Source organism: Pandoraea sp. CB10b_02 (genome assembly GCF_002216225.1).
Classification (GTDB): Bacteria; Pseudomonadota; Gammaproteobacteria; order Burkholderiales; family Burkholderiaceae; genus Pandoraea; species Pandoraea nosoerga.
Genome location: NZ_NJGW02000005.1, coordinates 242146 through 266434, shown reverse-complemented (window position 1 = coordinate 266434; position 24289 = coordinate 242146). Strand labels below are relative to the sequence as shown.

General features: G+C 65.8%; 19 protein-coding genes. 12 read left to right on the top strand and 7 right to left on the bottom strand.

Annotated elements, in window-relative coordinates; all coding sequences use genetic code 11:
- Nucleotides 1-231: 231 nt before the first annotated feature.
- The 4 genes from CDN36_RS07910 (at nt 232) to CDN36_RS07895 (ending at nt 3819) form a co-directional block, all read left to right on the top strand.
- Nucleotides 232-1476, top strand: a complete 1245-nt coding sequence (locus CDN36_RS07910) for a YbfB/YjiJ family MFS transporter (RefSeq protein WP_287496424.1) — start codon at nt 232-234, stop codon at nt 1474-1476.
- 70 nt (nt 1477-1546) lie between these two features.
- Nucleotides 1547-2317: a class II aldolase/adducin family protein gene (locus tag CDN36_RS07905; protein ID WP_287496423.1), complete on the top strand. Its 771-nt coding sequence runs from the start codon at nt 1547-1549 to the stop codon at nt 2315-2317.
- Nucleotides 2313-2621 (top strand): 4-oxalocrotonate tautomerase, encoded by a 309-nt coding sequence (locus CDN36_RS22585; protein ID WP_370750488.1) that lies wholly within the window; start codon nt 2313-2315, stop codon nt 2619-2621. Before CDN36_RS07905 ends, CDN36_RS22585 begins: the two co-directional genes overlap by 5 nt.
- 79 nt (nt 2622-2700) lie before the next feature.
- Nucleotides 2701-3819 (top strand): threonine aldolase family protein, encoded by a 1119-nt coding sequence (locus CDN36_RS07895; RefSeq protein WP_150556827.1) that lies wholly within the window; start codon nt 2701-2703, stop codon nt 3817-3819.
- A gap of 26 nt (nt 3820-3845) precedes the next feature.
- Here CDN36_RS07895 and CDN36_RS07890 read toward each other — a convergent pair whose 3' ends face one another.
- Entirely contained in the window at nt 3846-5126 is a 1281-nt protein-coding gene (locus tag CDN36_RS07890) for a chloride channel protein (protein ID WP_150556879.1), read from the bottom strand.
- A 238-nt stretch (nt 5127-5364) separates the two neighbouring features.
- Here CDN36_RS07890 and CDN36_RS07885 point away from each other — a divergent pair, with 238 nt between their 5' ends.
- Together CDN36_RS07885 and CDN36_RS07880 are read left to right on the top strand one after the other, a co-directional pair.
- A complete protein-coding gene (locus CDN36_RS07885) occupies nt 5365-5895 on the top strand; it encodes an NUDIX domain-containing protein (RefSeq protein ID WP_150556828.1) in 531 nt (176 codons plus the stop codon).
- A gap of 151 nt (nt 5896-6046) precedes the next feature.
- Nucleotides 6047-6274 carry a sulfurtransferase TusA family protein gene (locus CDN36_RS07880; protein WP_150556829.1) on the top strand — a complete coding sequence of 76 codons (228 nt, stop codon included), beginning with the start codon at nt 6047-6049 and terminating at the stop codon, nt 6272-6274.
- 121 nt (nt 6275-6395) lie between these two features.
- On the opposite strand, the gene galU is transcribed toward CDN36_RS07880, so the two are convergent.
- Together galU and CDN36_RS07870 are read right to left on the bottom strand one after the other, a co-directional pair.
- On the bottom strand, nt 6396-7280 hold the full coding sequence (gene galU, locus CDN36_RS07875; protein WP_150556830.1) for a UTP--glucose-1-phosphate uridylyltransferase GalU: 885 nt from the start codon (nt 7278-7280) through the stop codon (nt 6396-6398).
- A gap of 30 nt (nt 7281-7310) precedes the next feature.
- Nucleotides 7311-10172 (bottom strand): valine--tRNA ligase, encoded by a 2862-nt coding sequence (locus CDN36_RS07870; RefSeq protein WP_287496422.1) that lies wholly within the window; start codon nt 10170-10172, stop codon nt 7311-7313.
- Nucleotides 10173-10283: 111 nt separating this feature from the next.
- Here CDN36_RS07870 and CDN36_RS07865 point away from each other — a divergent pair, with 111 nt between their 5' ends.
- Nucleotides 10284-12599, top strand: a complete 2316-nt coding sequence (locus CDN36_RS07865) for a UvrD-helicase domain-containing protein (protein WP_287496421.1) — start codon at nt 10284-10286, stop codon at nt 12597-12599.
- Nucleotides 12600-12686: 87 nt separating this feature from the next.
- On the opposite strand, the gene CDN36_RS07860 is transcribed toward CDN36_RS07865, so the two are convergent.
- The 3 genes from CDN36_RS07860 to CDN36_RS07850 form a co-directional block, all read right to left on the bottom strand.
- Entirely contained in the window at nt 12687-13496 is an 810-nt protein-coding gene (locus tag CDN36_RS07860; RefSeq protein ID WP_150556833.1) for a BPSS1780 family membrane protein, read from the bottom strand.
- A gap of 31 nt (nt 13497-13527) precedes the next feature.
- A complete protein-coding gene (locus CDN36_RS07855) occupies nt 13528-14499 on the bottom strand; it encodes a homoserine kinase (protein ID WP_150556834.1) in 972 nt (323 codons plus the stop codon).
- Nucleotides 14500-14644: 145 nt separating this feature from the next.
- A complete protein-coding gene (locus CDN36_RS07850) occupies nt 14645-15013 on the bottom strand; it encodes a hypothetical protein (RefSeq protein WP_206113632.1) in 369 nt (122 codons plus the stop codon).
- A 390-nt stretch (nt 15014-15403) separates the two neighbouring features.
- Between CDN36_RS07850 and CDN36_RS07845 the strand changes: the two genes are divergently transcribed.
- Nucleotides 15404-16639 carry a YeeE/YedE family protein gene (locus tag CDN36_RS07845; RefSeq protein WP_287496420.1) on the top strand — a complete coding sequence of 412 codons (1236 nt, stop codon included), beginning with the start codon at nt 15404-15406 and terminating at the stop codon, nt 16637-16639.
- 229 nt (nt 16640-16868) lie between these two features.
- On the opposite strand, the gene CDN36_RS07840 is transcribed toward CDN36_RS07845, so the two are convergent.
- Nucleotides 16869-17603, bottom strand: a complete 735-nt coding sequence (locus tag CDN36_RS07840) for an LOG family protein (protein ID WP_150556837.1) — start codon at nt 17601-17603, stop codon at nt 16869-16871.
- On the opposite strand from CDN36_RS07840, the gene polA reads away from it, so the two are divergent.
- From polA to CDN36_RS07820, 4 genes are all read left to right on the top strand, one after another.
- Nucleotides 17604-20342 carry a DNA polymerase I gene (gene polA, locus CDN36_RS07835; protein WP_150556838.1) on the top strand — a complete coding sequence of 913 codons (2739 nt, stop codon included), beginning with the start codon at nt 17604-17606 and terminating at the stop codon, nt 20340-20342.
- 224 nt (nt 20343-20566) lie between these two features.
- A complete protein-coding gene (locus tag CDN36_RS07830) occupies nt 20567-22006 on the top strand; it encodes an NAD(P)/FAD-dependent oxidoreductase (protein ID WP_287496439.1) in 1440 nt (479 codons plus the stop codon).
- 283 nt (nt 22007-22289) lie between these two features.
- Nucleotides 22290-23165 (top strand): dienelactone hydrolase family protein, encoded by an 876-nt coding sequence (locus CDN36_RS07825; protein ID WP_287496419.1) that lies wholly within the window; start codon nt 22290-22292, stop codon nt 23163-23165.
- 207 nt (nt 23166-23372) lie between these two features.
- Nucleotides 23373-24251, top strand: a complete 879-nt coding sequence (locus CDN36_RS07820) for a ZIP family metal transporter (protein ID WP_502920347.1) — start codon at nt 23373-23375, stop codon at nt 24249-24251.
- Nucleotides 24252-24289: the final 38 nt, after the last annotated feature.

Sequence of the window (24289 nt, the reverse complement as noted above, 5' to 3'; positions counted from 1 at the left end):
ATCAAAACGCGCACTTCGGTGCGCGTTTTTGCTTGTGTTGCCGGCCACCTCAATGCCTGGCGCTCAAACTCGCCGACACGCCGACACGCCGACACGTTGAATGCCCCTGTCCACACAGGGGAACCATCGCCTCGCAAGATGCTTTGCATGTAAAGTATCCGGCATGCCGCGCGCCTCGCTGCGTGTTCTCGCCGTCGTTAGTCCTTGCCCGCCTGCGGGTCAGCCATTCTCATGCCAGCCACACTCGCCGAATCCGACAGTGCCGTCACGCCTCGCCAGCCCCGACCGGAACGCGCGGCGTGGCGCATTGCCCTGTCTTGCATGCTTGCCCTGTCCATTGCGATGGGCATCGGGCGCTTCGCCTTCACGCCCATCCTGCCGCTCATGCTTCATGAGCATCTCACCGACATTCAACACGGTAGCTGGCTCGCGTCGCTGAACTACGCCGGCTATTTCGTGGGCGCGCTGTCGTGCATGTGGCTGCATCTGACGCCGACGCTCATCATTCGCTTCGCGCTGGCGGCCACGGTCGCGTTGACGTTCGCCATGGGCATGACGGAGTCGTTCGTGGTGTGGGCCGTGGTGCGCACGCTCGCGGGCGTGATGAGCGCGTGGGCGATGGTGTTCTCGGCGGGATGGGGATTTCGCAAGCTGGCCGAGCTGCGCATGCCCAGCCTGGGCGGTGTGATCTTCGCCGGGCCGGGCGCTGGCATCGTCGTGACCGGTTTGCTCGCGAGCCTGAACACGGCCATGGCATGGCCCGCGCGGGGTGGCTGGCTGTCGTGTGGCGTGCTCGCGCTGGTGCTGCTCGCCGCGATCTGGCGCACGTTCGTGGCCGATGCGCCGGCGGCATCGGCGGCGCCTGGCGCGAGCCGGACGGCGGACGATGCGGCGCCGCACGCCGCCAACCACGGCAGCGGCGAGAACGTGATCCCGGTGACGGTGCTCTACGGTTTTGCCGGCTTCGGCTACATCATCACGGCGACGTTCCTGCCGGTGATCGCGCGTCAGGCGCTGCCGGGCTCGCCATGGCCCGATCTGTTCTTCCCGCTGCTGGGCCTCATGGTGATTCCCGGCGCGATGATCGGCGCGCGCGCGCCGCTCGCGTGGGACAACCGGCTGCTGCTCGCGGCCTGCTACGTCATGCAAGGCGCGGGGGTGGGCATCGGGATCGTGCTGCCCAACGTTGCCGGTTTCGCGCTCGGCAGCGTGCTCGTGGGGCTGCCGTTTACGGCGATCACCGTGTATGCGGTGCGCGAATGCCGGCGCCTGCGTGGGGACAACGCCAATGGCCTGATCGGTCTGGTCACGGCATCCTACGGCATCGGGCAGATCGTCGGGCCGCTCGTGGCCGCACCGCTGGTCGCCGCCACGGGCAGCTTCACCGCCGCCCTGCTGTGCGCGAGCGGCGTGCTCGCACTCGGCGCAATCGGCTTCGTGTGGGACTGGCGACGCTCGCACGAGCACGCACCCTGAGCCGGGCGCGTCGCCCGGCGCGAGCTTCGACGTTCGGCACTCGCGACACTTTCATCTTCGGAACCTGCGCATGTCCTTTACCCTGAAGGCGGGCAAGAAGGCCGCCACCGCCATGAGCGACGCCGAGCGGCAGATGCGCGTCGACCTGGCGGCCTGCTACCGGCTCGTGGCGCTCCATGGCTGGGACGATCTCATCTACACGCACATCTCGGCGATGGTGCCCGGCGAGCCGGGGCACTTCCTCATCAATCCGTTCGGCCTCACGTTCGACGAAGTGACGGCGTCCAATCTCGTGAAGATCACGATGGACGGCGAGATCGTCGGCGAGAGCGAACATCCGGTAAACGTGACGGGCTTCGCCCTGCACGGCGCGGTGCACGCCGCGCGCGCCGACGCTGTATGCGTCATGCACCTGCACAACACGGCCGGCATTGCCGTCTCGAACCAGCCGCACGGGTTGCTGCCGATGTCGCAGCACGCCCTGCGCTTTCACGAGCGCATTGGTTACCACGAGTACGAAGGGCTGGCGTTCTCGCCGTCCGAAGGCGAGCGGCTCGTGGCGTCGCTCGGCGCGCATCCGGCGATGCTGCTGCGCAATCACGGCACGCTTACCGTCGGTCGCACCGTCGCCGAGGCGTTCGTGTTGATGGCCACGCTCGTCAAGGCGTGCGACATCCAGTTGCTAACGCTCGCCGGCGGCGTCGCGCCGCATATGCCCAGTCCGGCCGTGCAGGACAAGACAGCCGTGCAACTCGAAGACGGCGGCGCGATCGAAGGCGTGCTCGAGTGGCCCGCACTGCTGCGCAAACTCGATAGAATAGACGCCTCGTTTCGCGATTGACGGCCCCGGGCGCCATCGGCCGCGCAACGTCCAGCGGGCCGCCCGCAAGGCGACAGTCAGTCACGGGCGGGCCGCCGGCTTCGATAACAGCACAAGGAGAGACACAGCAATGCCTACGTTTCACGTCGAGATGTTCGAGGGTCGCACGGTCGAGCAAAAGCGTGCGTTCGTCAAAGCCGTCACGCAAGCGGCGGTGAGTACGATCGGCTGCACGCCGGAGTCCGTCGATATCATCATTACCGACGTCAAGCGCGAGAACTGGGCCACCGGCGGCACGCTGTGGTCCGACCCGCGACCGGAATGAGCCGGCACAAGGCTCACGGTTGGATTTGTTCATGACGGGGGCCGCGACGCGGCCCCGTCCGCGTATTGAAGAGGTCGCCATGTCACACGCGCCGTCCGCCCCCCATGTCTCCCACGTATCGCCGCTCGCCGCACCCGCTGGCGGCGGGAGCGCACAAACGCCTCAGCACTTCGCGTCGGACAATTACGCCGGCATCTGCCCCGAGGCGCTGCACTATCTGGTGGAGGCCAACGCCAGCGGGCATGAGGTGGCGTATGGCGACGATACGTGGACGCAGCGTGTCTGTGACGGCCTTCGCGGGCTGTTCGATACGGATTGCGACGTCTTCTTCGTGTTCAACGGTACGGCAGCCAACTCGCTCGCGCTGGCCTCACTCTCGCAGTCGTATCACTCGGTGATCTGTCACGAACTCGCGCACGTCGAGACCGACGAGTGCGGCGGGCCGGAGTTTTTCTCCAACGGCGCGAAGTTGCTCACCGCACGCGGGCGCGAGAACAACGGCAAGCTCACGCCGGAGGCCGTCGAGTCGGTCATCAGCCGGCGCTCGGACATCCATTTCCCGAAGCCCAGGGTCGTCACCCTGACGCAGGCGACGGAAGTCGGCACGGTCTATACCGTCGACGAAATCAAGGCCATCTCCGCGGTGGCCCGGCGCCGCAACCTGCGCGTACACATGGACGGCGCACGTTTTGCCAACGCGGTTGCCACGCTCGGCTGCCATCCCGGCGACCTCACGTGGCGCGCGGGCGTGGACGTGCTTTGCTTCGGTGGAACCAAGAATGGTCTGCCCGTGGGCGAGGCCGTGGTGTTCTTCAACCGGGCGCTTGCCGAGGACTTCGCTTACCGTGTGAAGCAGGCCGGTCAACTCGCCTCGAAGATGCGCTTCATTTCGGCGCCGTGGCTGGGCATGCTCGAGCACGACACCTGGCTGCGCAACGCGCGCCACGCCAACGCGATGGCGCAATGGCTCGCCGAGCGCATTCGCGACGTGCCGGGCGTGTCGCTGATGTTCGAGACGCAGGCCAACGCCGTGTTCGCCGAACTGCCGCTGCACGTGATCGAAGCGCTGCGCGCCCGGGGGTGGCGCTTCTACACGTTCATCGGCGCAGGCGGGTGCCGTTTCATGTGCGCCTGGGACACGCGCGTGGAGACCGTGGAGCGGCTTGCCGCGGACATCCGGGCGCTCGCCGGCGCCTGAGCGGCCCGGCGGCGGAGCCGCCACGCTCAGCCTTGCCGCGGGGCGGGCGCCGTAGGCGTGAGAAAGCGGTGTGCGAGCGCGTGGTAGAACGACGGCGCAATCGCTTTCGAGACCTGGGTGGAGAGCAGCGCCACGGCCATGAGCGGAATGACCATCTGGTGGCCGTCGATCATCTCCATGACGATCACGAAGGCGGTGATCGGCGACTGCGTGACGGCGGCCAGATAACCGACCATGCACAGCGCGGCCATCGCCGGCAACGGCACGACGGACGTGAGGTGCGCCATCACGTTGCCGAGACCCGCGCCGATGGCCAGCGACGGTGCGAAGATGCCGCCCGGAATTCCCGAGAGGTACGACACCGACAGCGCCGCGAATTTCAGCAGCGCGTAGAACGGCGAGAGCGCCTCGTGCGATTCGAGCAGGGCGCGTGCCTCGGCGTAACCGCTGCCGAACGTCAGGCCGCCCGAGGCGATGCCGATCACCGCGATGGCGAGCCCGCACAGGAATGCGAAGCGAACCGGGCGCGCCCGGCGCAGGTTCACGAGCGGGGCGGGCATCCAGCGTGGGACGTTGAGCATCAGCCAGCTGAACAGGCCGCCGGCCACACCGGTGAGCAGGCTCGCGGCGACGAGCACGGGGATCAGCGCCCAGTGAAATTCGCTGAGCGCCTTGATGTGGCCGAAGTACAGGTAGTTGCCCTGCAGGCCGAGTGCCACGACGCCCGAGAAGATGATGGCGGTAATGAGCGTGCCGCTGCTGCGCGCGACGAAACTGCGGCTCAGCTCCTCGATGGCGAACACGACGCCCGCGAGGGGGGTGTTGAAGGCGGCGGCCAGCCCCGCGGCGGCGCCGGCGAGCGTGAGCTGGCGCTCGATGTGGGCGCTGCTGCGCCGGTAACCGCGGCGCATTGCGTACATGAGCGAGGCGCCGATCTGCACCGTCGGGCCTTCACGGCCGATGGTGAAGCCGCACAGGATGCCGAGGAACGAGATCGCGATCTTGCCGAACATGATGCGCAGCGTGAGCAGCGATTTCGAAAGTCGCGAGTCCTGCAGCGCGGCGATCACCTGCGGAATGCCGCTGCCTTCCGAGCCCCTGAAGCATTTCTGCGTCAGCCAGATGGCCAGCGACGCGCCCAGCGGCGTGACGATGAGCGGCAGCCACAAACCGTGCGAGAGCATGCGCTGGAACAGCTCGAAGCCGAAGTCGACGAGCTTGGCGTATGCGACCGAGACCAGACCGACGAGCACTGCGCCCAGCCAGAATACGCCGTAGTTGCGCCACAGGCGCTGCGAGCGGCGCATGCCTCGCCTGGCGAGTCGGGCCGGCAACGCGGGGCCGGTGGACGTGGCGGACTCGGAAGCGTCGGAAGCGGGCGTGGCGTTGGGAATGTCGGACACGTGGCGGGGACGAAAGCGGCGGGACAAAGGGCGATTATAAGCCCGCGCCCGGGCTGCGCCGTTGGCGGGAGTCCCGGAATCAGCGGAATGTGCAGCGCGTCATGAGTTCATTTAAGATATTCGAATTCGCCGAAAAACGATCATGACTGAACTTCTTTTCTGTCCCCGCTGCGCCGCGCCGCTCGATTCGCGCGAGATGGCCGGACGCGTGCGCCGGGCCTGTCCGGATCTCGTCTGTGGTTTCGTGCATTGGGATAACCCGTTGCCGGTGGTCGCCGGCCTCGTGGAGTATCGCGGCCAGATTCTGCTGGCCCGCAATGCGGCCTGGACCGAAGGCATGTTCGCGCTCATCACGGGCTTCCTGGAGCGCGACGAGACCCCCGAAGACGGCGTGCGGCGCGAAATCAAGGAAGAAACCAACCTCGACGTGGACGCGATCTCGCTGCTCGGCGTGTACGAGTTCATGCGCAAGAACGAACTGATCATCGCGTATCACGCGGTATGCGACGGCGATATCCGGCTCTCCGAGGAGCTTGCCGAATTTCGTCTCGTGGCGCCCGAGCGCGTGCGGCCCTGGCGCGCCGGCACCGGGCATGCCGTGGCCGAGTGGCTGCGGCGCCGTAATCTGCCCGTCGAGTATGTGGAATCGGCGCGCTCGTCCATTGCCGACTGAGTGCCGACTAAGTGGCCGGCGGCGGGGCAGGCACGGGTGACCGACGCGAGACTACGGTAGAATCGCGGTCTGCACGGCGAACCCGGCACACGAGTCGGACGATGCGTAGGGCCCGGACGAAACATACGAGACACAGTAGAGGGACATGAGCATGGAATTCCAGAAAGAAGTCGACGCGAGCGGCCTGAATTGCCCGCTGCCGATCCTGCGCGCCAAAAAGGCGCTGGCCGAAATGCAAAGCGGCGAAGTGCTGCACATCATCGCGACCGATCCGGGCGCCGCCCGTGACTTCAGCGCGTTTGCCAAGCAGACGGGCAACGAATTGCTCGAATCGCGCGAAGACGGCAAGACGTTCCACTTCCTGATGCGTCGCCGCTGAACCGCGCGGCGCTGCGCCATGCGCTTGCTCGCGGCCGCGAGGCGCACACGTCGTGCGCCAGCGGGGGTAAAAAAAGCCGACGGGCCCGCCGTCGGCTTTTTTATTGGTCGGGCGAGATGGCTTACACCAGATCGCCGTGCGACTCGCGCAGATATTCGCGAAACGCGTCCTTCAACTCCGGGTGGCGCAGCGCGAATTCCACCGTCGCCTTCAGATAGCCCAGCTTGCTGCCGCAATCGAAACGCTTGCCCTTGTAGCGATAAGCCAGCACGACTTCATCCTGCATGAGCTTCTGGATGGCGTCCGTGAGCTGGATCTCGCCGCCTGACCCCGGGTCGATCTCGCGGATGCAATCGAAGATGCGCGGACGCAGCACGTAGCGGCCGACCACGCCGAGATTCGACGGCGCGTTCTCCGGAGCCGGCTTCTCGACGATGTCGGTGAGCTTGACGATGTCCGTCTCGCCCCACTCGTTACCCGCGACGATCCCATACGAGCGGCTTTGCTCGATGGGGATCTCTTCCACGCCGATGATCGAGTTGTGATACTGGTTGTACAGATCGACCATCTGCTTGAGCACAGGCGGCTCGCCGTCGAGCAGGTCGTCGGCGAGGATGACCGCGAACGGCTCGTCGCCCACGAGCTTTTCGGCGCACAGCACGGCGTGGCCCAAGCCCAGCGCTTTGGGTTGGCGCACGTAAAAGCAGTCGATGTGCGACGGCTTGATCGAGTGCACCACCTCGAGCAGCGCCTGCTTGTTCTTCGCTTCGAGCTCCGCTTCGAGTTCGAACGCGGTGTCGAAGTGGTCTTCGATGGCGCGTTTGTTGCGTCCCGTCACGAAGATCATTTCGGTAATGCCGGCGGCTGCCGCTTCCTCCACCGCATATTGAATCAGCGGCTTGTCGACGACGGGCAGCATTTCCTTCGGACTCGCCTTGGTCGCCGGGAGGAATCGGGTGCCGAGACCCGCCACGGGGAACACGGCTTTGGTCACTGCGGTTTTCATTGGTATCTCCCTATTTGATTTGAGGGCGTCTCAGGCCGGCAGGCGGGCGAGCTGTGCCTGCAATTTGCCGAGGACCGCTTCAAAGTCGACCAACCGTTGCTTCTCAAGTTCCACGACATTGGCCGGAGCGCGGGCCACGAAGCTCTCGTTGGACAGCTTGCCGTGGCACTTGGCGATCTCCGCTTCGAGGCGTTTGACTTCCTTGCCAAGGCGCTCGCGCTCGGCTGCAACGTCGATTTCCACCTTCAGCGCCAGCTTGTTGGCGCCCACCACGGCCAGCGGCGCGCCGGCCGCCTGCGTGTCGAGTGCCGCCTCGTCGGCGAGTACCTGCACCTCGGAGAGTTTCGCGAGCGTCTGGAGATACGGCGCGATCGACTTGAGGAAATCCACGTCGCCGGCGACCAGCAGCGGTACGCGCTGCGCCGGCGACAGGTTCATTTCGCCGCGCAGGTTGCGGCATGCGTCGACTGCCGCCTTGAGCTGCTGCATCCACGCCTCGTCGCTCTCGTCGATCTTGCCGGCGTCGGCGACCGGGTACGGCTGCACCATGATGCTCGCTTCGCCCGGCGCCTTGTCGGCCGGATAACGGCCGGCCAGGGGCGCCACCTTCTGCCACAGCGCTTCGGTAATGAACGGAATGATCGGGTGCGCGAGGCGCAGCACCGTCTCGAGCACGCGCAGCAGCGTGCGGCGCGTGGCGCGCTGCTGTGCCGGCGTGCCGTTCTGGAGCTGCCACTTGGCCAGCTCGACGTACCAGTCGCAGTACTCGTCCCACACGAACTTGTAGATGGCGCTGGCGATGTTGTCGAAACGATAGTCCGCAAAGCCCTTTTCGACGTCGGCCTCCACGCGCTGGAGCAGCGATACGATCCAGCGATCGGCGCGCGAGAAGTCGAGCTGACCGTCGGGGCCGCAGTCCCCCACGCACGGCGCCAGGCCGCAGTCGTGGCCTTCGCAGTTCATCAGCACGAAGCGCGTGGCGTTCCACAGCTTGTTGCAGAAGTTGCGATAGCCTTCGCAGCGCGCCAGGTCGAAATTGATGTTACGTCCGAGCGTGGCCATCGAGGCGAACGTGAAGCGCAGCGCGTCGGTGCCGAACGGCGCGATCCCATCGGGGAATTCCTTGCGGGTTTTCTTCTCGATGCTCGCCGCCTGCTTCGGATTCATCAGTCCGGTAGTGCGCTTGGCGACCAGCGCCTCGAGCGACACGCCGTCGACGATGTCGATCGGATCGAGCGTGTTGCCCTTGGACTTGGACATCTTCTGGCCTTCGGCGTCGCGCACGAGGCCGTGCACGTACACGGTCTTGAACGGCACCTTGCCGGTGAAGTGGGTGGTCATCATGACCATGCGCGCCACCCAGAAGAAGATGATGTCGAAGCCCGTCACCAGCACGGACGACGGCAGGAAGTGCTTCAGTTCCGGCGTCTCCTGCGGCCAGCCGAGCGAGGAGAATGGCACCAGCGCGGACGAGAACCACGTGTCGAGCACGTCTTCATCGCGCTTGAGTGCGCCGGTGTAGCCGGCCGCGCGCGCCTTGCCGAGCGCTTCGGCTTCGGTGCGGGCGACGTACACGTTGCCGTTTTCGTCGTACCAGGCCGGAATCTGATGGCCCCACCAGAGCTGACGGGAAATACACCAGTCCTGAATGTTCTCGAGCCACTGGTTGTAGGTCGTGGTCCAGTTCTCCGGCACGAACTTGATTTCGCCATTGCGCACCACGTCGAGCGCCGTTTCGGTGATCGACTTGCCCGGATGGAACGTGCCTTCGGGTGCCGGCTTGCTCATCGCCACGAACCACTGGTCGGTGAGCATCGGCTCGATGACCGTGCCGGTGCGGTCGCTGCGCGGCACCATCAGCTTGTGCGGCTTGACCGACTCGAGCAGCCCCTCGGCCTCGAGGTCGGCCACGATCTGCTTGCGCGCATCGAAACGATCCATGCCGCGGTACTTTTCCGGGGCGTTCTCGTTGATCTTCGCGTCGAGCGTGAGGATGTTGATCTGCGGCAGGTTGTGGCGCTGACCGACGGCGTAGTCGTTGAAGTCGTGCGCCGGGGTGACCTTCACCACACCCGTGCCGAACTCGCGGTCGACGTAATCGTCGGCGATGACCGGAATCTCGCGATCGGACAACGGCAGTTTGGCCATCTTCCCAATCAGGTGCCTGTAGCGTTCGTCCTCCGGATGAACCATCAGTGCGACGTCGCCCAGCATCGTCTCCGGACGCGTGGTCGCGACCGTGAGCGAGCCCGAACCGTCGGCGAGCGGGTAGCGGATGTGCCACAGCGAGCCGTCTTCCTCCTCGCTCACCACCTCCAGGTCGGACACGGCCGTGAGCAGGGTCGATTCCCAGTTCACGAGGCGCTTGCCGCGATAGATCAGCCCCTGCTCATAGAGCGTGACGAACACGTCGCGCACGGCGCGCGACATCTTCTCGTCCATGGTGAAGTACTCGCGGCTCCAGTCGATGGAGGCCCCCAGGCGACGGACCTGCCGCGTGATGGTGCTGCCCGATTGTTCCTTCCAGTCCCACACGCGTTCGACGAACTTCTCGCGGCCGAGGTCGTGGCGAGAGACTTTCTGGGCGTCGAGCTGGCGCTCGACGACGATCTGGGTGGCGATGCCGGCGTGGTCGGTGCCCGGCACCCACAGGGTGTTGGCGCCCTTCATGCGGTGATAGCGCGCGAGGCCATCCATGATCGTCTGGTTGAACGCGTGACCCATGTGCAGCGTGCCGGTGACGTTCGGCGGCGGCAACTGGATGCTGAAATCTTCGCGGGCGTCGTCGAAAGTCGGGCGGGCATAGCCGCGGCGCTCCCATTCGGGGCCCCAGTGGGCTTCGACGTCCTGCGGCTCGAAGCTCTTGGCAAGCGTATTGTCGCTGTCGCTCATGGATTGAATGGACCGTGTAATGCGTGAAACCTTGAATTATAAAAGATTCGGTGCCATTTCCGCGCCGCAGCAGGATTTATAATCGGGCTTCACTCGAAATTCCTTCCCGACATGCCCGATCTGCTCGCCAACCTGAACCCCGAACAACTGGCCGCCGTGACACTACCGGACGAGCCGGCCCTGATCCTGGCGGGGGCGGGTTCCGGCAAGACGCGCGTGCTCACCACCCGCATCGCCTGGCTCATCCAGCAGGGCCATGTCGGCCCGGCGGGCATTCTGGCCGTCACCTTCACCAACAAGGCCGCCAAGGAAATGCAGGCGCGCCTGGGTGCGATGCTGCCCATTAGCACGCGCGCGATGTGGATCGGCACCTTCCACGGTCTGTGCAACCGTATGCTGCGCGCCCATTTTCGCGACGCCGGGCTGCCGCAGAGCTTCCAGATTCTGGACCAGGCCGACCAGCTCTCCGCCATAAAACGGATGATGAAGGCCGCCGGGGTCGACGACGAGAAATATCCGCCCAAGAACCTGCAATATTTCATCAACAACGCCAAGGAGCAAGGCCTGCGCCCGCACGAGGTCGAGGCCAACGACGCCTTCAACCAGAAGTTCGTCGAGCTCTATACGGCCTATCAGGAGCAGTGTCAGCGCGAAGGCGTGGTGGATTTCGCCGAACTGCTGCTGCGCTGTTTCGAACTGCTCAGGCACAACGAGCCGCTGCGCGCGCACTATCAGGCGCGCTTTCGCCACATCCTCGTCGACGAGTTCCAGGACACCAACAAGCTGCAGTACGCCTGGCTCAAGATGCTCGCGGGCCCGGACGGCGCAGTGTTCGCCGTGGGCGACGACGATCAGAGCATCTACGCGTTTCGCGGCGCAAACGTCGGCAATATGGCCGACTTCGAGCGCGAATTCCGCGTTCGCCACCTGATCAAGCTCGAGCAGAACTATCGCTCGCACGGCAACATCCTCGACGCCGCAAACGCGCTGATCTCGAACAACGCGCGGCGTCTGGGCAAGAATCTGCGCACCGATGCGGGCCATGGCGAGCCGATCCGCGTCTACGAGGCGGCCACCGACCTGCAGGAAGCGAGCTGGCTCGTCGAGGAAATCAGAGCGCTCGTCGCGCAGGGGCTTTCGCGCCAGGATATCGCCATCCTTTATCGCAGCAACGCCCAGTCGCGCGTGATGGAGCATGCGCTCGTCGGCGCCGGCATCGCCTACCGCGTGTATGGCGGACTGCGATTTTTCGAACGCCAGGAAGTCAAGCACGCGCTGGCTTACCTGCGGCTCATCGAAAATCCCAACGACGATACGGCGTTCGCGCGCGTGGTGAATTTCCCGGCGCGCGGCATTGGCGCCCGCTCGCTGGAGCAACTGGCCGACGCGGCGCGCCTGTATAACTGCTCGATGTACGCCGCCGTGCCGTACATGACGGGCAAGGCGGGGACCAATCTCACCGCCTTCGTGCGTCTGATCGAGCAGATGCGCCACGACACCGAGCGGCTCACGCTGCCGGAGGTCGTCACGCACGTGATCGAGGCCAGCGGTCTGGTGGCGCACTACCAGACCGAAAAGGAAGGGCAGGACCGCATCGAGAACCTGCAGGAACTCGTGCATGCGGCCACGGCCTTCATTGCCGAGGAAGGGTACGGGCTCGATGCGCCGGCTCGTCTGATCGCGACGCGGCCCGCGCCGGCGGGCGCGCCGGATGTGCTCGCCTCGCCCGACGGCGTGGTCGATGCCGATACGCCGGTGGAGATGACGCCGCTTGCGGGCTTCCTGTCGCATGCCTCGCTCGAGGCCGGCGACAACCAGGCCGAAGCAGGGCAGGACGCCGTGCAACTCATGACGGTGCACGCTGCCAAGGGGCTCGAGTTTACGGCGGTGTTCGTCACCGGGCTGGAAGAGGGGCTTTTCCCGCACGAGAACAGCGCCATGGAGCTCGACGGGCTGGAAGAGGAGCGCCGTCTCATGTACGTGGCGATCACGCGTGCCAAGGAGCGGCTGTACCTGTCGTTTACGCAGACGCGCATGCTGCATGGCCAGACGCGCTACAACGTGCGCTCGCGCTTCTTCGACGAAATCCCCGAAGGCGTGATGAAGTTCCTCACCCCGCGCGCGCAGCCCGGCTCGCGCTTGGGACACGGCGAGCCGGCGTGGAACCGCGACTGGTTCGCGCGTCCGGGCGCGCCGAAGCAGGAGGCGTGGACGGCCACGAAGTCGGAGCAGGCGCTGGCCGAGCGCTCGCGCGCGGCGCAGACCGGCTTCAAGCTCGGACAAGGCGTTTTTCACACCAAGTTCGGCGAGGGCAAGATCATCGGGCTGGAGGGTGTGGGTGACGAGGCGCGCGCGCATGTGCGCTTCGGCCGCCACGGCGAAAAGTGGCTGGCCCTGGCCGTGGCGAAGCTGCAGCCGATCGAGTAACGCTGTCGGCGCGCGTTGCGGGCTTGCGCACAATGATCAAGGGCGCCCTCGGGCGCCCTTGATTTTGTGGGAGAGCCGCGCGCGGGCTTATGCTTCCGGCGGCGCCACGTTGGGGTCGATGGCGCCGATTTCCTGGACGCCGAAACAGCCGCGATAGCTCGCATAGAACGAGCAGTACAGCACGGCGGTGAACAGGATCGAATACGGCATGAGCACGAGCATGGCATATTGATACGCGCCCATCGCGGCCATGGCCAGCGCCACGATGAACGGCAGCACCGTCGCCACCACGGCCGTGCACAGGCCATACACGATGAACGCGCGCAGGTTGCGCACGCAGGCCGTCCAGCTGAAGAAGAGCGCCTTGACGGGCGGAACGTCGTGCCACGCCACGAGCACCGGCGCGAACCAGAACATCATCGCAACGGGGATGTAGGCCACACCGGCGGCGAGCATGGCCTGACCCATCGAGCCATTGACGATCGACTCTTCGCTGATGCGCCCGCCAAAGACCATCTTGCCGAGCAGATCGCCGCCGTCGAAAAGCGCCGAGAACAGGAAGACGATCACCATGGCGACGATGTAGTAGCCACCCAGCACGAGCAGCCGGCGCGACACCTCCTTGCCGTGAGCGCGAAAGCCGTCGAGCAGCACGGGCGGCAGCACCTGCTTGTTCTTGATGATGTCGCGGCAGGCTGCCATGAAGCCCACGGATAGGCCCGGGATGAAGAGCAGCGGCAAAAACGCGCCCACGATCGGCAGGATCGAGAGCACCATCACGCCGAACAGATAGGCGAAGAGCAGCGTCAGAATGGCGAGCGGGTTCTTGCGGAACAGCCAGATGCCCTGGCGCAGCCACACATAACCACTCTTCGGCGGGACTTCAAGCAATTGCATAAGGTTCGAATGACTCCGATGGAGCGTGGGGTTACAGCCAGGGAATGGAAACCGCTTCGATACGCTGGCGCAGAATTCGTTCGAAATGGCCCGGGTCGTGCGGCTTGAGCATCTCGGCGGCGCGCGGCAAGTGAAAATCATACAGGCGCGAGAGCCAGAAGCGCAGCGCGCCGGCGCGCAGCATGTCGCGCCAGTGCGACGCCTCGATATCCGTGAGCGGGCGCACCGTCTCGTATGCACGCAGCATGGCGCGCACGCGCGCCTCGTCGAGCACGCCGGTCGACAGGTCGCAACACCAGTCGTTGACGGTCACCGCCAGATCGAACAGCCACTTGTCGCAGCCGGCAAAGTAGAAATCGAAGAATCCGCCCAAGCGCGACGAGCCGTCCGGCGCCGTATCGAACAGCACGTTGTCGCGAAACAGATCGCAATGGCAGGGGCCGGCTTGCATCGCTCGGTAGTCGGCCGAGGCGAAGAATGCTTCCTGGTGCGCCATTTCGCTCTCGAGCAACGCGCGCTCGGCGTCGTTCAGAAAGGGCAGCACGGCGGGCGCGGCCTCGCGCCACCACGGCAAGCTGCGCAGGTTTGCCTGCTCGAGGGGGAAGTCGCGTCCGGCCAGATGCATGCGCGCGAGCATGGCGCCCACATGCGTGCAGTGTTCCGGCGTGGGGGCCAGTTCGGAGCGGCCGGCGAGTTTGGTCACGATGGTCGCCGGTTTGCCGTTCAGCTCCCCCAGAATCTCGCCCGTCCGATCGGGAATCGGGTCCGGCACCGGCACGCTGTGATGCGCGAGGTGGCCCATCAATTGCAGATAGAACGGCAACTGCGTGGCCGTGAGCTTCTCGAACAGCGTCAGCACGAACTCGCCGCGTTCGGTCGTCAGGAAGTAGTTGGTGTTCTCTATGCCGGAACTGATGCCGCGAAAATCGAGAACATTCCCCAAATCGTAGCGTTGCAGCCATTCCTGGAGCTGCGCGGGCGAAACGGAAGTGAAAACAGCCATGCGTGCGTTGGTGGATGAAGCTCAGACAAACGGCCCGCGCGCGTGCGACGGGCCGCTGTTCGAGATGGACAGAATGCTGGCGCGCCGCAATTTCGTGCAGCGCGCGCGACGATCGAGCGATCAGAGTACCAGGGACCTCAGAGCCTCAGAACTTCAGGCCGACGGACGGCAGACGGTCGTTCTGCGACGTGTTGTCGCGCGTGCGCGGCGAGTTGTCGGGCGGGGTGGTCAGCTGGTAGTTGGTGCCGAAGCGCGAGTGCACGTCGATTTCGGTCGGCTTGCCGCGATCGCGGTATTCGGTCACCGTGGTGCCCTGGTCGTTGACGTAGTAGCTTGGCTTGCGTTCCTGATTGACGTCGACCGACGAGGTGCTCGATGCGGCCGCGCGGGCGTCGGCCTCGCGTTTGGCGGCTTGCGCAGCGGTCTCCTTGCCGTCCTGGGCAAAGACCGGCCCTGCGAGCAGCAGGCCGGCGCCGACGAGCAGGGGCAGAGCACGGGAAAAGCGCGTTTTCATCATTATTCTCCGAGGGCGGGAACGCGTCCGTGTCGCGCGGCGCAAGCCGGGCCGACGCGGCGGGGTCCCATACGTGCATTCTACCAAACGTGTTTCGCTTCGCATTGTGAAATCGTGCCGGGAATGCCGTGGTTGTTCGCGTGGCCGCCGGCGCGGTTCTCTGGATAGCGGCGGGCACCAGACTCCCGATCGGCGTTCCGGAGGACGTTTCCGGCGGGAGGTAGCACGCCGGCGCGGATTGCGAACGCCGTGGGGAAGGCACTATATTTCGTCGGGTAATAAAGGAATCACGAAACATTCGTTCCTGACGGCGGCACAATGTGGCACGCTGTGCAGTTGTTCCAATGGGTGGCCATGCGCCACCCATCTGCATTCTGGAGTCTGCAAGTCATGTCGTCTTCCGCCGCCCCGGCTGCCGTCAAAACGGCGCCGCCCTCGCCATCCTCCTACAACGCCCGGCCGCTGACCGCCGCGCTGGTCCTGATCGTCCTGGGCATCGTCTACCTGAACGCCGCGGTCGGGCCCAGGCAGGCCGCGCTTGCCGCCGTCGGCGCGCTGCTCGGGGTAACGCTCTATCACGCCGCGTTCGGCTTCACTTCGGCCTGGCGCGTGTTCATCGCCGACCGGCGCGGCGCGGGTCTGCGCGCGCAGATGGTCATGCTCGCCGCCGGCGTGCTGCTGTTCTTTCCGGCGCTGGCCGACGGAACGCTGTTCGGCAACAAGGTCGTCGGGCTGGTGTCGCCGCTCGGCGTGTCGGTCGCGTTCGGCGCCTTCATGTTCGGCGTTGGCATGCAGCTCGGCGGCGGTTGCGCCTCGGGCACGCTCTACACCGTGGGCGGCGGCAGCACGCGCATGATCGTCACGCTCGCCGCGTTCATCGTCGGCTCGGTCGTCGCAACGGCGCATCTGCCGTGGTGGGAATCGCTGCCGCACCTCAAGCCCGTCTCGCTGGTGAGCGCATGGGGCCTGTGGCCGGCGCTCGTCGCCAATCTCGCGCTGTTCGCCGCGATCGGCGCGTTCACGCTGTGGGCGGAGAAGCGTCGCCACGGCCGCGTCATCGGTGTGCCGATGACGCGCAGCGCCAAGGGCGCGCCTGCACTTTTGCGCGGTCCGTGGCCGCTGCTGTGGGGCGCGCTCGCCCTCGTGCTGCTCAACTATGCGACGCTCGCGCTGGCGGGCCGTCCCTGGGGCGTGACGTCGGCGTTCGCGCTGTGGGGCGCTAAAGCCTTCATGGCGATGGGCGTCGACGTAGCCTCGTGGCCGTACTGGATCAAGCAGGCGAAGGCGCTCAATGCGCCCGTGGCGCAGGACGTCACCACCGTCATGGACATCGGCATCATTCTCGGTGCCCTGGTGGCCGCGTCGATAGCCGGCAAATTCGCGCCGGTGTGGAAGATCCCGCTGCGCTCGCTGCTCGCCGCGATCGTCGGTGGGCTGCTGCTGGGCTATGGCGCGCGCCTCGCTTACGGCTGCAACATCGGCGCGTACTTCAGCGGCATCATCTCGGGCAGTCTGCACGGCTGGCTGTGGCTCGTGGCGGCGTTCCTGGGCAATGTGGTCGGTACGCGTCTGCGTCCGTTCTTCGGCCTGGAAGTGGAAACCACGCCGCGCGAGACGTCCTGCTGACCGGCGCCGCGCGGGCGCCCCGTGCGCCCCGCGCTTCGCCGAGGCCGTCCCGGCCGGAACGGCGCCCGCGAGACACGCGGGAGACTCCGGAGACGCGGGAGATTCGGGAGACGCGGGGCATGTGCGATATGCGCGGCATGCGGGACGTGCAGGACTTGCGGGACGTGCGGCAGATGCGGGACATGGGGCGCCGCTTTTTCATGCCCGCACGCCGCGCAGGCGAGGGCGACTACAAGTAGAACATCTTCTCGCTGGTTTCGGTCTCGGGCTCGATGTGGCCGTCGTAGAAGGCGAACACGGCCTTGAGGATTTCGTCCGGATCGTCGATCACCTGCACCAGATCCAGGTCCTTCTCGCTGATGAGGCCCATCGGCAGCATGGTCGAGCGCACCCAGTCCAGCAGTCCTTTCCAGAACTCCGTGCCGACGAGAATCACGGGCACATGGCGCGACTTCTGCGTCTGGATGAGCGTGAGCACTTCGGACAATTCATCGAGCGTGCCGAAGCCGCCGGGCATGATCACGAAGGCGTCGGAGTTCTTCACGAACGTGACCTTGCGCGTGAAGAAGTGCCGGAAGCGCAGCGAGATGTCCTGGTACTGATTGCCCTTCTGCTCGTGCGGCAACTCGATGTTCAGCCCCACGGTCGGCGAGGCGCCGCCATGCGCGCCCTTGTTGGCCGCCTCCATGATGCCAGGGCCGCCGCCGGAGATCACGGCAAAGCCATTGTCCGAGAATTTTCGGGCAATGGTCATCGTCAGTTTGTAGAACGGGGATTTCGGCTTGATGCGCGCGCTGCCATAGATGCTCACGGCCGGACGGATCTCCGAGAGGTACTCGGTGGCCTCGATGAACTCTGCCATAATCGTGAACATCTGCCACGACGCGCGCGCCTTTTTGGCCGTGGCGCGTTCATGGTCTGCCAGCATGCGCAGACTCGGTATTTCTTTTCTTCTCTTGGTCATATGTCGGAACAGCAAAGTCTGGAAGGTAAGACGCTCTTATTGGTCGATGGTTCGAGTTATCTTTATCGAGCCTATCACGCCCTGCCGGATTTGCGCGGCCCCAACGGCGAACCTACGGGGGCGCTGCACGGCATCGTCAATATGCTGCGCCGCATGCGTAAAGACGTACATGCAGAGTATAGCGCCTGCGTTTTCGACGCCAAGGGCAAGACGTTTCGCGACGACTGGTATCCCGAATACAAGGCCCACCGCCCCGCAATGCCGGAGGATCTTCGTCTGCAGATCGAGCCGATTCACGAAGCGGTGCGCGCGATGGGCTGGCCGCTGCTGATGATCGACGGCGTGGAGGCCGACGACGTCATCGGCACGCTCGCCCGGCGCGCCACCGAGCGCGGCATGCGCGTGATCGTCTCGACGGGTGACAAGGATCTCGCGCAACTCGTCAACGAGCACGTGACGCTCGTCAATACGATGACGAACGAGACGCTCGACGTTGCCGCGGTGAGCGCGAAGTTCGGCGTGCCGCCCGAGCGTATCGTCGATTACCTCACGCTCGTGGGCGATGCCGTCGACAACGTGCCCGGCGTGGAAAAGTGCGGCCCGAAGACCGCCGTGAAGTGGCTCACCCAATATGGCGATCTCGACAACCTCGTGGCCAATGCGGCCGAAGTGAAGGGCGCGGTCGGCGAGAATCTGCGCCGCGCGCTCGACTGGCTGCCGATGGGGCGCAAGCTCGTGACCGTGGCCGTCGACTGCGATCTCACGCCGCAGGTCACCTCGATCGAGGCGAGCCTGCAAACTCAGCCGGAAGACGCCGAAACCCTGCGCGACTTCTTCGCGCGCCACGGCTTCAAGACGTTGCTGCGCGAGCTCGAGGCGGCGCTCGCCACCCAGGCCGGCGAACCGGCGCCGGCGCCCGCCGCCGATACGATCGAGCGTCAATACGAAGCCGTGCTGACCTGGGAGCAGTTCGAGGCGTGGCTCAAGACCATCGAAGCGGCGGAGCTCACCGCGTTCGACACCGAAACGACCTCACTCGACGCAATGCAGGCGCAGCTCGTCGGCCTGTCGTTTTCGTGCGAGCCGGGGCGCGCGGCCTACATTCCGGTGGCGCACCGCGCGCCGGGCGACGTCGAGCAACTGCCGCGCGACGAGGTGCTGGCGCGTCTGAAGGGCTGGCTCGAAAATCCGGAGCGCAAGAAGGTCGGCCAGAACCTCAAGTACGACGCTCACGTGCTCGAGAACTACGGCATCGTGCTGCGCGGCATCGCGCACGACACGCTGCTCGAATCCTACGTGCTCGAATCGCACCGCAATCACGACATGGACAGCCTCGCCTCGCGCCATCTCGGGGTGACGACGATCAAGTACGAGGACGTGTGCGGCAAGGGGGCCAAGCAGATCGGCTTCGACGAAGTGAGCGTCGAGCGCGCCACCCAGTACGCGGCGGAGGATGCCGACATCACGCTGCGCCTGCACCGCGCGCTCTATCCGGACATCGCGCGCGAAGCCACGCTGGAATTCGTCTACAGCAACATCGAGATGCCCACGGCGCGCGTGCTGCAGCGCATGGAGCGCAACGGCGTGCTCGTCGACACGGCGCGTCTGGCGGCGCAAAGCGACGAGATCGGCCACAAGCTGATCGCGCTCGAAGCCGAAGCGTTCACGCTGGCCGGACAGCAGTTCAACCTGAATTCGCCGAAGCAGATCGGCGATATCTTTTTCACGCAGTTGCAGCTGCCGGTCGTCAAGAAGACCGCGAGCGGCGCGCCGTCGACCGACGAGGAAGTGCTCCAGAAGCTTGCCGAAGACTACCCGCTGCCGAAGGTGCTCCTGGAGTATCGGGGCCTCGCGAAGCTCAAGTCGACCTACACCGACAAGCTGCCGAAGATGGTCAACCCCTCGACGGGCCGCGTCCATACCAACTATGCGCAGGCGGTGGCGATCACGGGCCGTCTGGCGTCGAACGACCCCAATCTGCAGAACATTCCCGTGCGCACGACCGAGGGCCGGCGCATTCGCGAAGCCTTCGTGGCGCCGCCGGGCAGTCAACTGGTGTCGGCGGACTACTCGCAGATCGAGCTGCGCATCATGGCGCACATCTCGGGCGACGAAAGCCTGCTGCGCGCCTTTGCCAACGGCGAAGACATTCACCGCGCGACGGCCGCGGAAATCTTCGCGGTCACGCCGCTGGAAGTCTCCTCGGAGCAGCGTCGCTACGCGAAGGTGATCAACTTCGGCCTGATCTACGGCATGAGCGCGTTCGGGCTGGCGGCGAACCTCGGTATCGAGCGCGACGCCGCCAAGCAATACATCGACCGTTATTTCATGCGCTACCCCGGCGTGGCGCGCTATATGGACGAGACGCGCAAGAGCGCCAAGGCGCGCGGCTTCGTCGAGACGGTGTTCGGGCGCCGGCTGTGGCTGCCGGACATCAACGGCGGCAACGGCCCGCGCCGGCAGGCCGCCGAGCGCGCCGCCATCAACGCGCCGATGCAGGGCACGGCGGCGGACCTCATCAAGCTCTCGATGATTGCCGTGCAGCGCTGGCTCGAGGACAGCGGCATGCAAACGCGTCAGATCATGCAGGTGCACGACGAACTGGTGCTCGAAGTCCCCGATCACGAACTCGCGCAGGTGCGCAAGCGCCTGCCCGAGCTGATGTGCGGCGTGGCCAAGCTGCGCGTGCCGCTGGTGGCCGAAGTGGGCGTGGGCGACAACTGGGAAAAGGCGCATTGAAGGGAGCGCTGAAAGCTGATTAGCGGCGTGGCGCCGGCGCTCCGAGCGGTGCGCCGGGCTTGCGTACCGTTCGCGCTGGGCCGCCGGGGGTGCGTCACCCAATAACGGTCATAGGGCGGCAGGCATACCCGAAGTCCGTACTCTGCGGTAAGGTAATCGTTATCGCCGGGCGCGCAAATGCCGACCGGCCGGACGGTTTTCCAAGCGTGGGAGTCATCGTGAGTGTGCATCGCATCGTTGTGGTCGGCGGCGGCGCCGGCGGTCTCGAACTCGTCACCCGACTGGGCGACAAGTACGGACGTGGCAAGGACGTTCAGATAACGCTGGTCGACCGTTCGCTCTCGCACATCTGGAAGCCGTTGCTTCACGAGGTGGCCGCCGGGGTAATGGACACGGCCACGCACCAGCTCTCCTACGTGGCGCAGGCCAATTGGCATCATTTCGAATTCGCCGCCGGCGAAATGATCGGACTCGATCGCGAAGCCAGGACGATCCGGCTTGCGGCCGTCCCGGCGGCGGCCGACGAAGGGGAGGGCGACCTCTTGCCCGAGCGCACGCTGCCATACGACACGCTCGTGCTCGCCATCGGCAGCACCACCAATTTCTTCGGCGTGCCCGGCGCGCAGGAAAATACCATCGCGCTCGACACCGTCGAGCAGGCCGAGCGCTTTCGTCGTCGGCTGATGGCCGCCTGCGTGCGCGCGCAGAACGCTGCGCAGGCGCCCGCGCTCGACGTGGCGCCGGCCGGACCGCCCGCGGTTGCCGGAGATGGCGACGGGGCGGCGGCCGGGCAGGTGGCCGGGCAGGCAGTCGAAGCGCGCCCGGCATCCACTGCGTCCTCGGTGCAGACGGGCAACGCCCATCATCCCAAGGTCAATCTCGTCATCGTGGGCGCGGGCGCGACCGGCGTGGAGTTGTCGGCCGAATTGCGCAACACGGCCGAAGTGCTGCGCTCGTATGGCCTGAAGCTCGATCCGCGCAAGGACGTCGGTATCACGATCATCGAGTCGAGTCCACGCATTCTCAAGGCACTGCCCGAGCGCGTGTCGGGCGCCGTGGCCGGCCTGCTCGGCAAGCTCGACGTGGACATCCTGTGCGGCGATTCGGTCGCCGAAGTGCGCAAGAACGAAGTCGCCACGACGAGCGGCAAGGTGCTGCCGGCGGACATCACCGTCTGGTCCGCAGGCATCACGGCGCCGGCCGTGCTCGGTACGCTCGGGCTGGCGGTCAACCGGCTGAACCAGATCGAAGTGCTGCCGACGCTGCAAAGCAAGACCGATCCGGACATCTTCGCCTTCGGCGACTGCGCGAGCTGCGAGTGGCCCGAACACGGTTTCGTGCCGCCGCGCGCGCAGGCCGCACACCAGCAGGCGAGTTTTCTCGTCAAGGCGATCGACGCGCGGCTCAAGGGGCGTGCCTTGCCGACCTTCACCTATCGCGATTTCGGCTCGCTCGTCTCGCTGGGCAGGTTCAGCGCCGTCGGCAACCTGATGGGCGGCCTCATCGGCGGCAGCATGTTCATCGAGGGACTGTTTGCCCGCGTGATGTACACCTCGCTCTATCGCATGCACGTGGCGGCGCTGCACGGCGTGTGGCGCATGCTGCTCGATACGGTGGCCAACCGTCTGCGTCGCTCGACAGTGCCGCGTGTGAAGCTGCATTGACGCATTGACGTGCCGATGCGGGCGCGGCCTCGGAATCGTCCGAGCCGCGTCGCGCCCTCGTCCGAGTGCAATCGCCGTCCCCTTTCTAGTAATATCCGAACGTCCGGCGCCGGCCGCGCGGGTCGCACGCGTCGCTGTGCTTTTCGCGTCAGACGCGGCGGCCGGTGGTCGGCGGCTTCGTGGCTCGCCCGGTCGGCGCGTTGTCTTGACCGGCAGCGTGTGCCGCGGTCCCGTCGACGTTTGCCTGACCTCCTTCTTACCGACTCTTTTCGTGGAGTGCGACATGTCGCAAGCGGATCTGGATAGTCTCGTGCCCGAAGTGGCGCCGCGCAACCGGCGTGATTTTTTGAAGACCGCGGTGGGCTCGGCGTTCGCCCTGGCGGTGCTGCCGGTTGCGGCGCAAACCATCACGACCGATACGCAGGGGCTCGACGCTGGCGAGGTCATGCTCGACGTGCCCGGCGTCAAGATGCCCGTCTACTACGCGAAGCCGGCAGGCAAGACGCATCTGCCCACGGTCGTCGTCGTCTCGGAGATCTTTGGCGTTCACCAGCACATTGCCGACATCTGCCGGCGTTTCGCCAAGCTCGGATATCTTGCGTTCGCGCCGGAACTGTTCGCGCGGGCGGGCGACCCGCAGTCGCTGGGCACGATCGCGGAGATTCAGTCGCAGATCGTCGCCAAGACGCCGGACAAGCAGGTGATGAGCGACATCGACGCGGCCGTGAAATGGGCGGTGGCCAACGGCGGCGACGAGAAGCGCCTCGGTATCACGGGTTTTTGCTGGGGTGGCCGCATCACCTGGCTCTACGACGCGCATAACCCGAACGTGAAGGCGGCCGTGGCGTGGTACGGACGCATCGTCGGCGACAAGAGCGCCAGTTTCCCGACCCATCCGATCGATGTCGCAGGCGCGCTGCACGGGCCGCTGCTCGGCCTGTACGGCGGCAAGGACACCGGCATTCCGGTGGCTAGCGTGGAGCAGGCGCAGGCGGCGCTGGCCAGAGGCAATGCGGCGTCGAAGGCCTCCGTGCTCAAGGTGTTTCCGAACTCCGGACACGCGTTCTTTGCCGATTACCGTGCGAGCTATGTCGAGGCGGACGCGAAGGAAGGGTGGACGCTTGCGCTCGATTGGTTGCGCAAGCACGGGGTAGCCTGAACGCGCGCGTTGGGTTTGAGCGGGGTAGGGGATCGGGCAAACCGCCGGAGTGCGGCGCAAGCGCGGCCGGGGACCGGGGGCGCTTGGTCCGCTTGGTCCGCTTGGTGTGCCTGGTGCGCTTGGTGTGACTCCGTCGCCTGCCACCAGCGGTTTGCCTGAGACGGCAAAAGCTGGTTAAATCCCCGGCTTGCCTGCGGGAGAATCGTCATCGACGCCATTTTTGTTTTCATCGTCATTGCCACGCTGGCTTCCGGCGTGCTGAGCCTCGCGGGGGCGGCGTCGCTGTCGCTCGGCTTGCTCTCGAAGCTCATCGACAAGATGGTCAGCTTTTCGGCGGGCGTGCTGCTCGGCACGGCCTTGCTGCATCTGCTGCCGGAGAGTCTGGAGTCGCACGTCGACGCGCACGTCATTACCCGCTGGCTGCTCGGCGGGTTGCTGGGCTTCTTCCTGCTCGAGAAACTGGCGCTGCTGCGCCACAGCCATCACCACGAAGGCGACGGGCATCATCACGAACACGGCCACGACGCGCATGAGGCGGGCAAGGGGGGCTGGATGATTCTCGTCGGCAGCGCCATCCACAATTTCGCCGACGGCGTGGTGATCGCGGCGGCCTTCCTTGCCGACCCGCGTCTGGGCGTGGCCGCGACGGTGTCGATCACCGTGCACGAGGTCGCGCACAAGCTCGGCGACTTCATGGTGTTGCTCAACGCGGGGTTCAGGCGCCGCAAGGCGCTGGTGCTCACGCTGGCTTCGAGTCTGACGGCGCTCGCCGGTGGCGTGCTCGGGTACTTCATGCTCGACCGGCTGCAGAGCCTCATTCCCTACCTGCTCGCGCTGGCGGCGAGCAGTTTCATCTACATCGCGGTGTCCGACCTGATGCCGCAGATGCAGCGGCGTACCTCGCCGCGCGACGCGCTGCCGCAAATCCTGCTCATTGCCGTGGGCCTCGCGCTCGTGGTGTGGCTCAACGGCCACGATCACGAGCACGGGCACGGGCACGACCATGACCACGACAAGGGCGGCAGTGCGCTGGCGATGACGTCGTCGCCGGAGGCGATGAATCGCATTGCCGCCGCGGCTCGTTAAGCCCCGCCAAACCAGCCAGGCTCGCTACACCATTACGG

Excerpts from the sequence above, each read along its gene's own strand:
- CDN36_RS07910 (WP_287496424.1), top strand. The coding sequence starts at position 232 with ATGCCAGCCACACTCGCCGAATCCGACAGTGCCGTCACGCCTCGCCAG.
- CDN36_RS07905 (WP_287496423.1), top strand. The coding sequence starts at position 1,547 with ATGTCCTTTACCCTGAAGGCGGGCAAGAAGGCCGCCACCGCCATGAGC.
- CDN36_RS07895 (WP_150556827.1), top strand. The coding sequence starts at position 2,701 with ATGTCACACGCGCCGTCCGCCCCCCATGTCTCCCACGTATCGCCGCTC.
- CDN36_RS07890 (WP_150556879.1), bottom strand. The coding sequence starts at position 5,126 with ATGCGCCGCTCGCAGCGCCTGTGGCGCAACTACGGCGTATTCTGGCTG.
- CDN36_RS07885 (WP_150556828.1), top strand. The coding sequence starts at position 5,365 with ATGACTGAACTTCTTTTCTGTCCCCGCTGCGCCGCGCCGCTCGATTCG.
- CDN36_RS07880 (WP_150556829.1), top strand. The coding sequence starts at position 6,047 with ATGGAATTCCAGAAAGAAGTCGACGCGAGCGGCCTGAATTGCCCGCTG.
- galU (WP_150556830.1), bottom strand. The coding sequence starts at position 7,280 with ATGAAAACCGCAGTGACCAAAGCCGTGTTCCCCGTGGCGGGTCTCGGC.
- CDN36_RS07870 (WP_287496422.1), bottom strand. The coding sequence starts at position 10,172 with ATGAGCGACAGCGACAATACGCTTGCCAAGAGCTTCGAGCCGCAGGAC.
- CDN36_RS07865 (WP_287496421.1), top strand. The coding sequence starts at position 10,284 with ATGCCCGATCTGCTCGCCAACCTGAACCCCGAACAACTGGCCGCCGTG.
- CDN36_RS07860 (WP_150556833.1), bottom strand. The coding sequence starts at position 13,496 with ATGCAATTGCTTGAAGTCCCGCCGAAGAGTGGTTATGTGTGGCTGCGC.
- CDN36_RS07855 (WP_150556834.1), bottom strand. The coding sequence starts at position 14,499 with ATGGCTGTTTTCACTTCCGTTTCGCCCGCGCAGCTCCAGGAATGGCTG.
- CDN36_RS07850 (WP_206113632.1), bottom strand. The coding sequence starts at position 15,013 with ATGAAAACGCGCTTTTCCCGTGCTCTGCCCCTGCTCGTCGGCGCCGGC.
- CDN36_RS07845 (WP_287496420.1), top strand. The coding sequence starts at position 15,404 with ATGTCGTCTTCCGCCGCCCCGGCTGCCGTCAAAACGGCGCCGCCCTCG.
- CDN36_RS07840 (WP_150556837.1), bottom strand. The coding sequence starts at position 17,603 with ATGACCAAGAGAAGAAAAGAAATACCGAGTCTGCGCATGCTGGCAGAC.
- polA (WP_150556838.1), top strand. The coding sequence starts at position 17,604 with ATGTCGGAACAGCAAAGTCTGGAAGGTAAGACGCTCTTATTGGTCGAT.
- CDN36_RS07825 (WP_287496419.1), top strand. The coding sequence starts at position 22,290 with ATGTCGCAAGCGGATCTGGATAGTCTCGTGCCCGAAGTGGCGCCGCGC.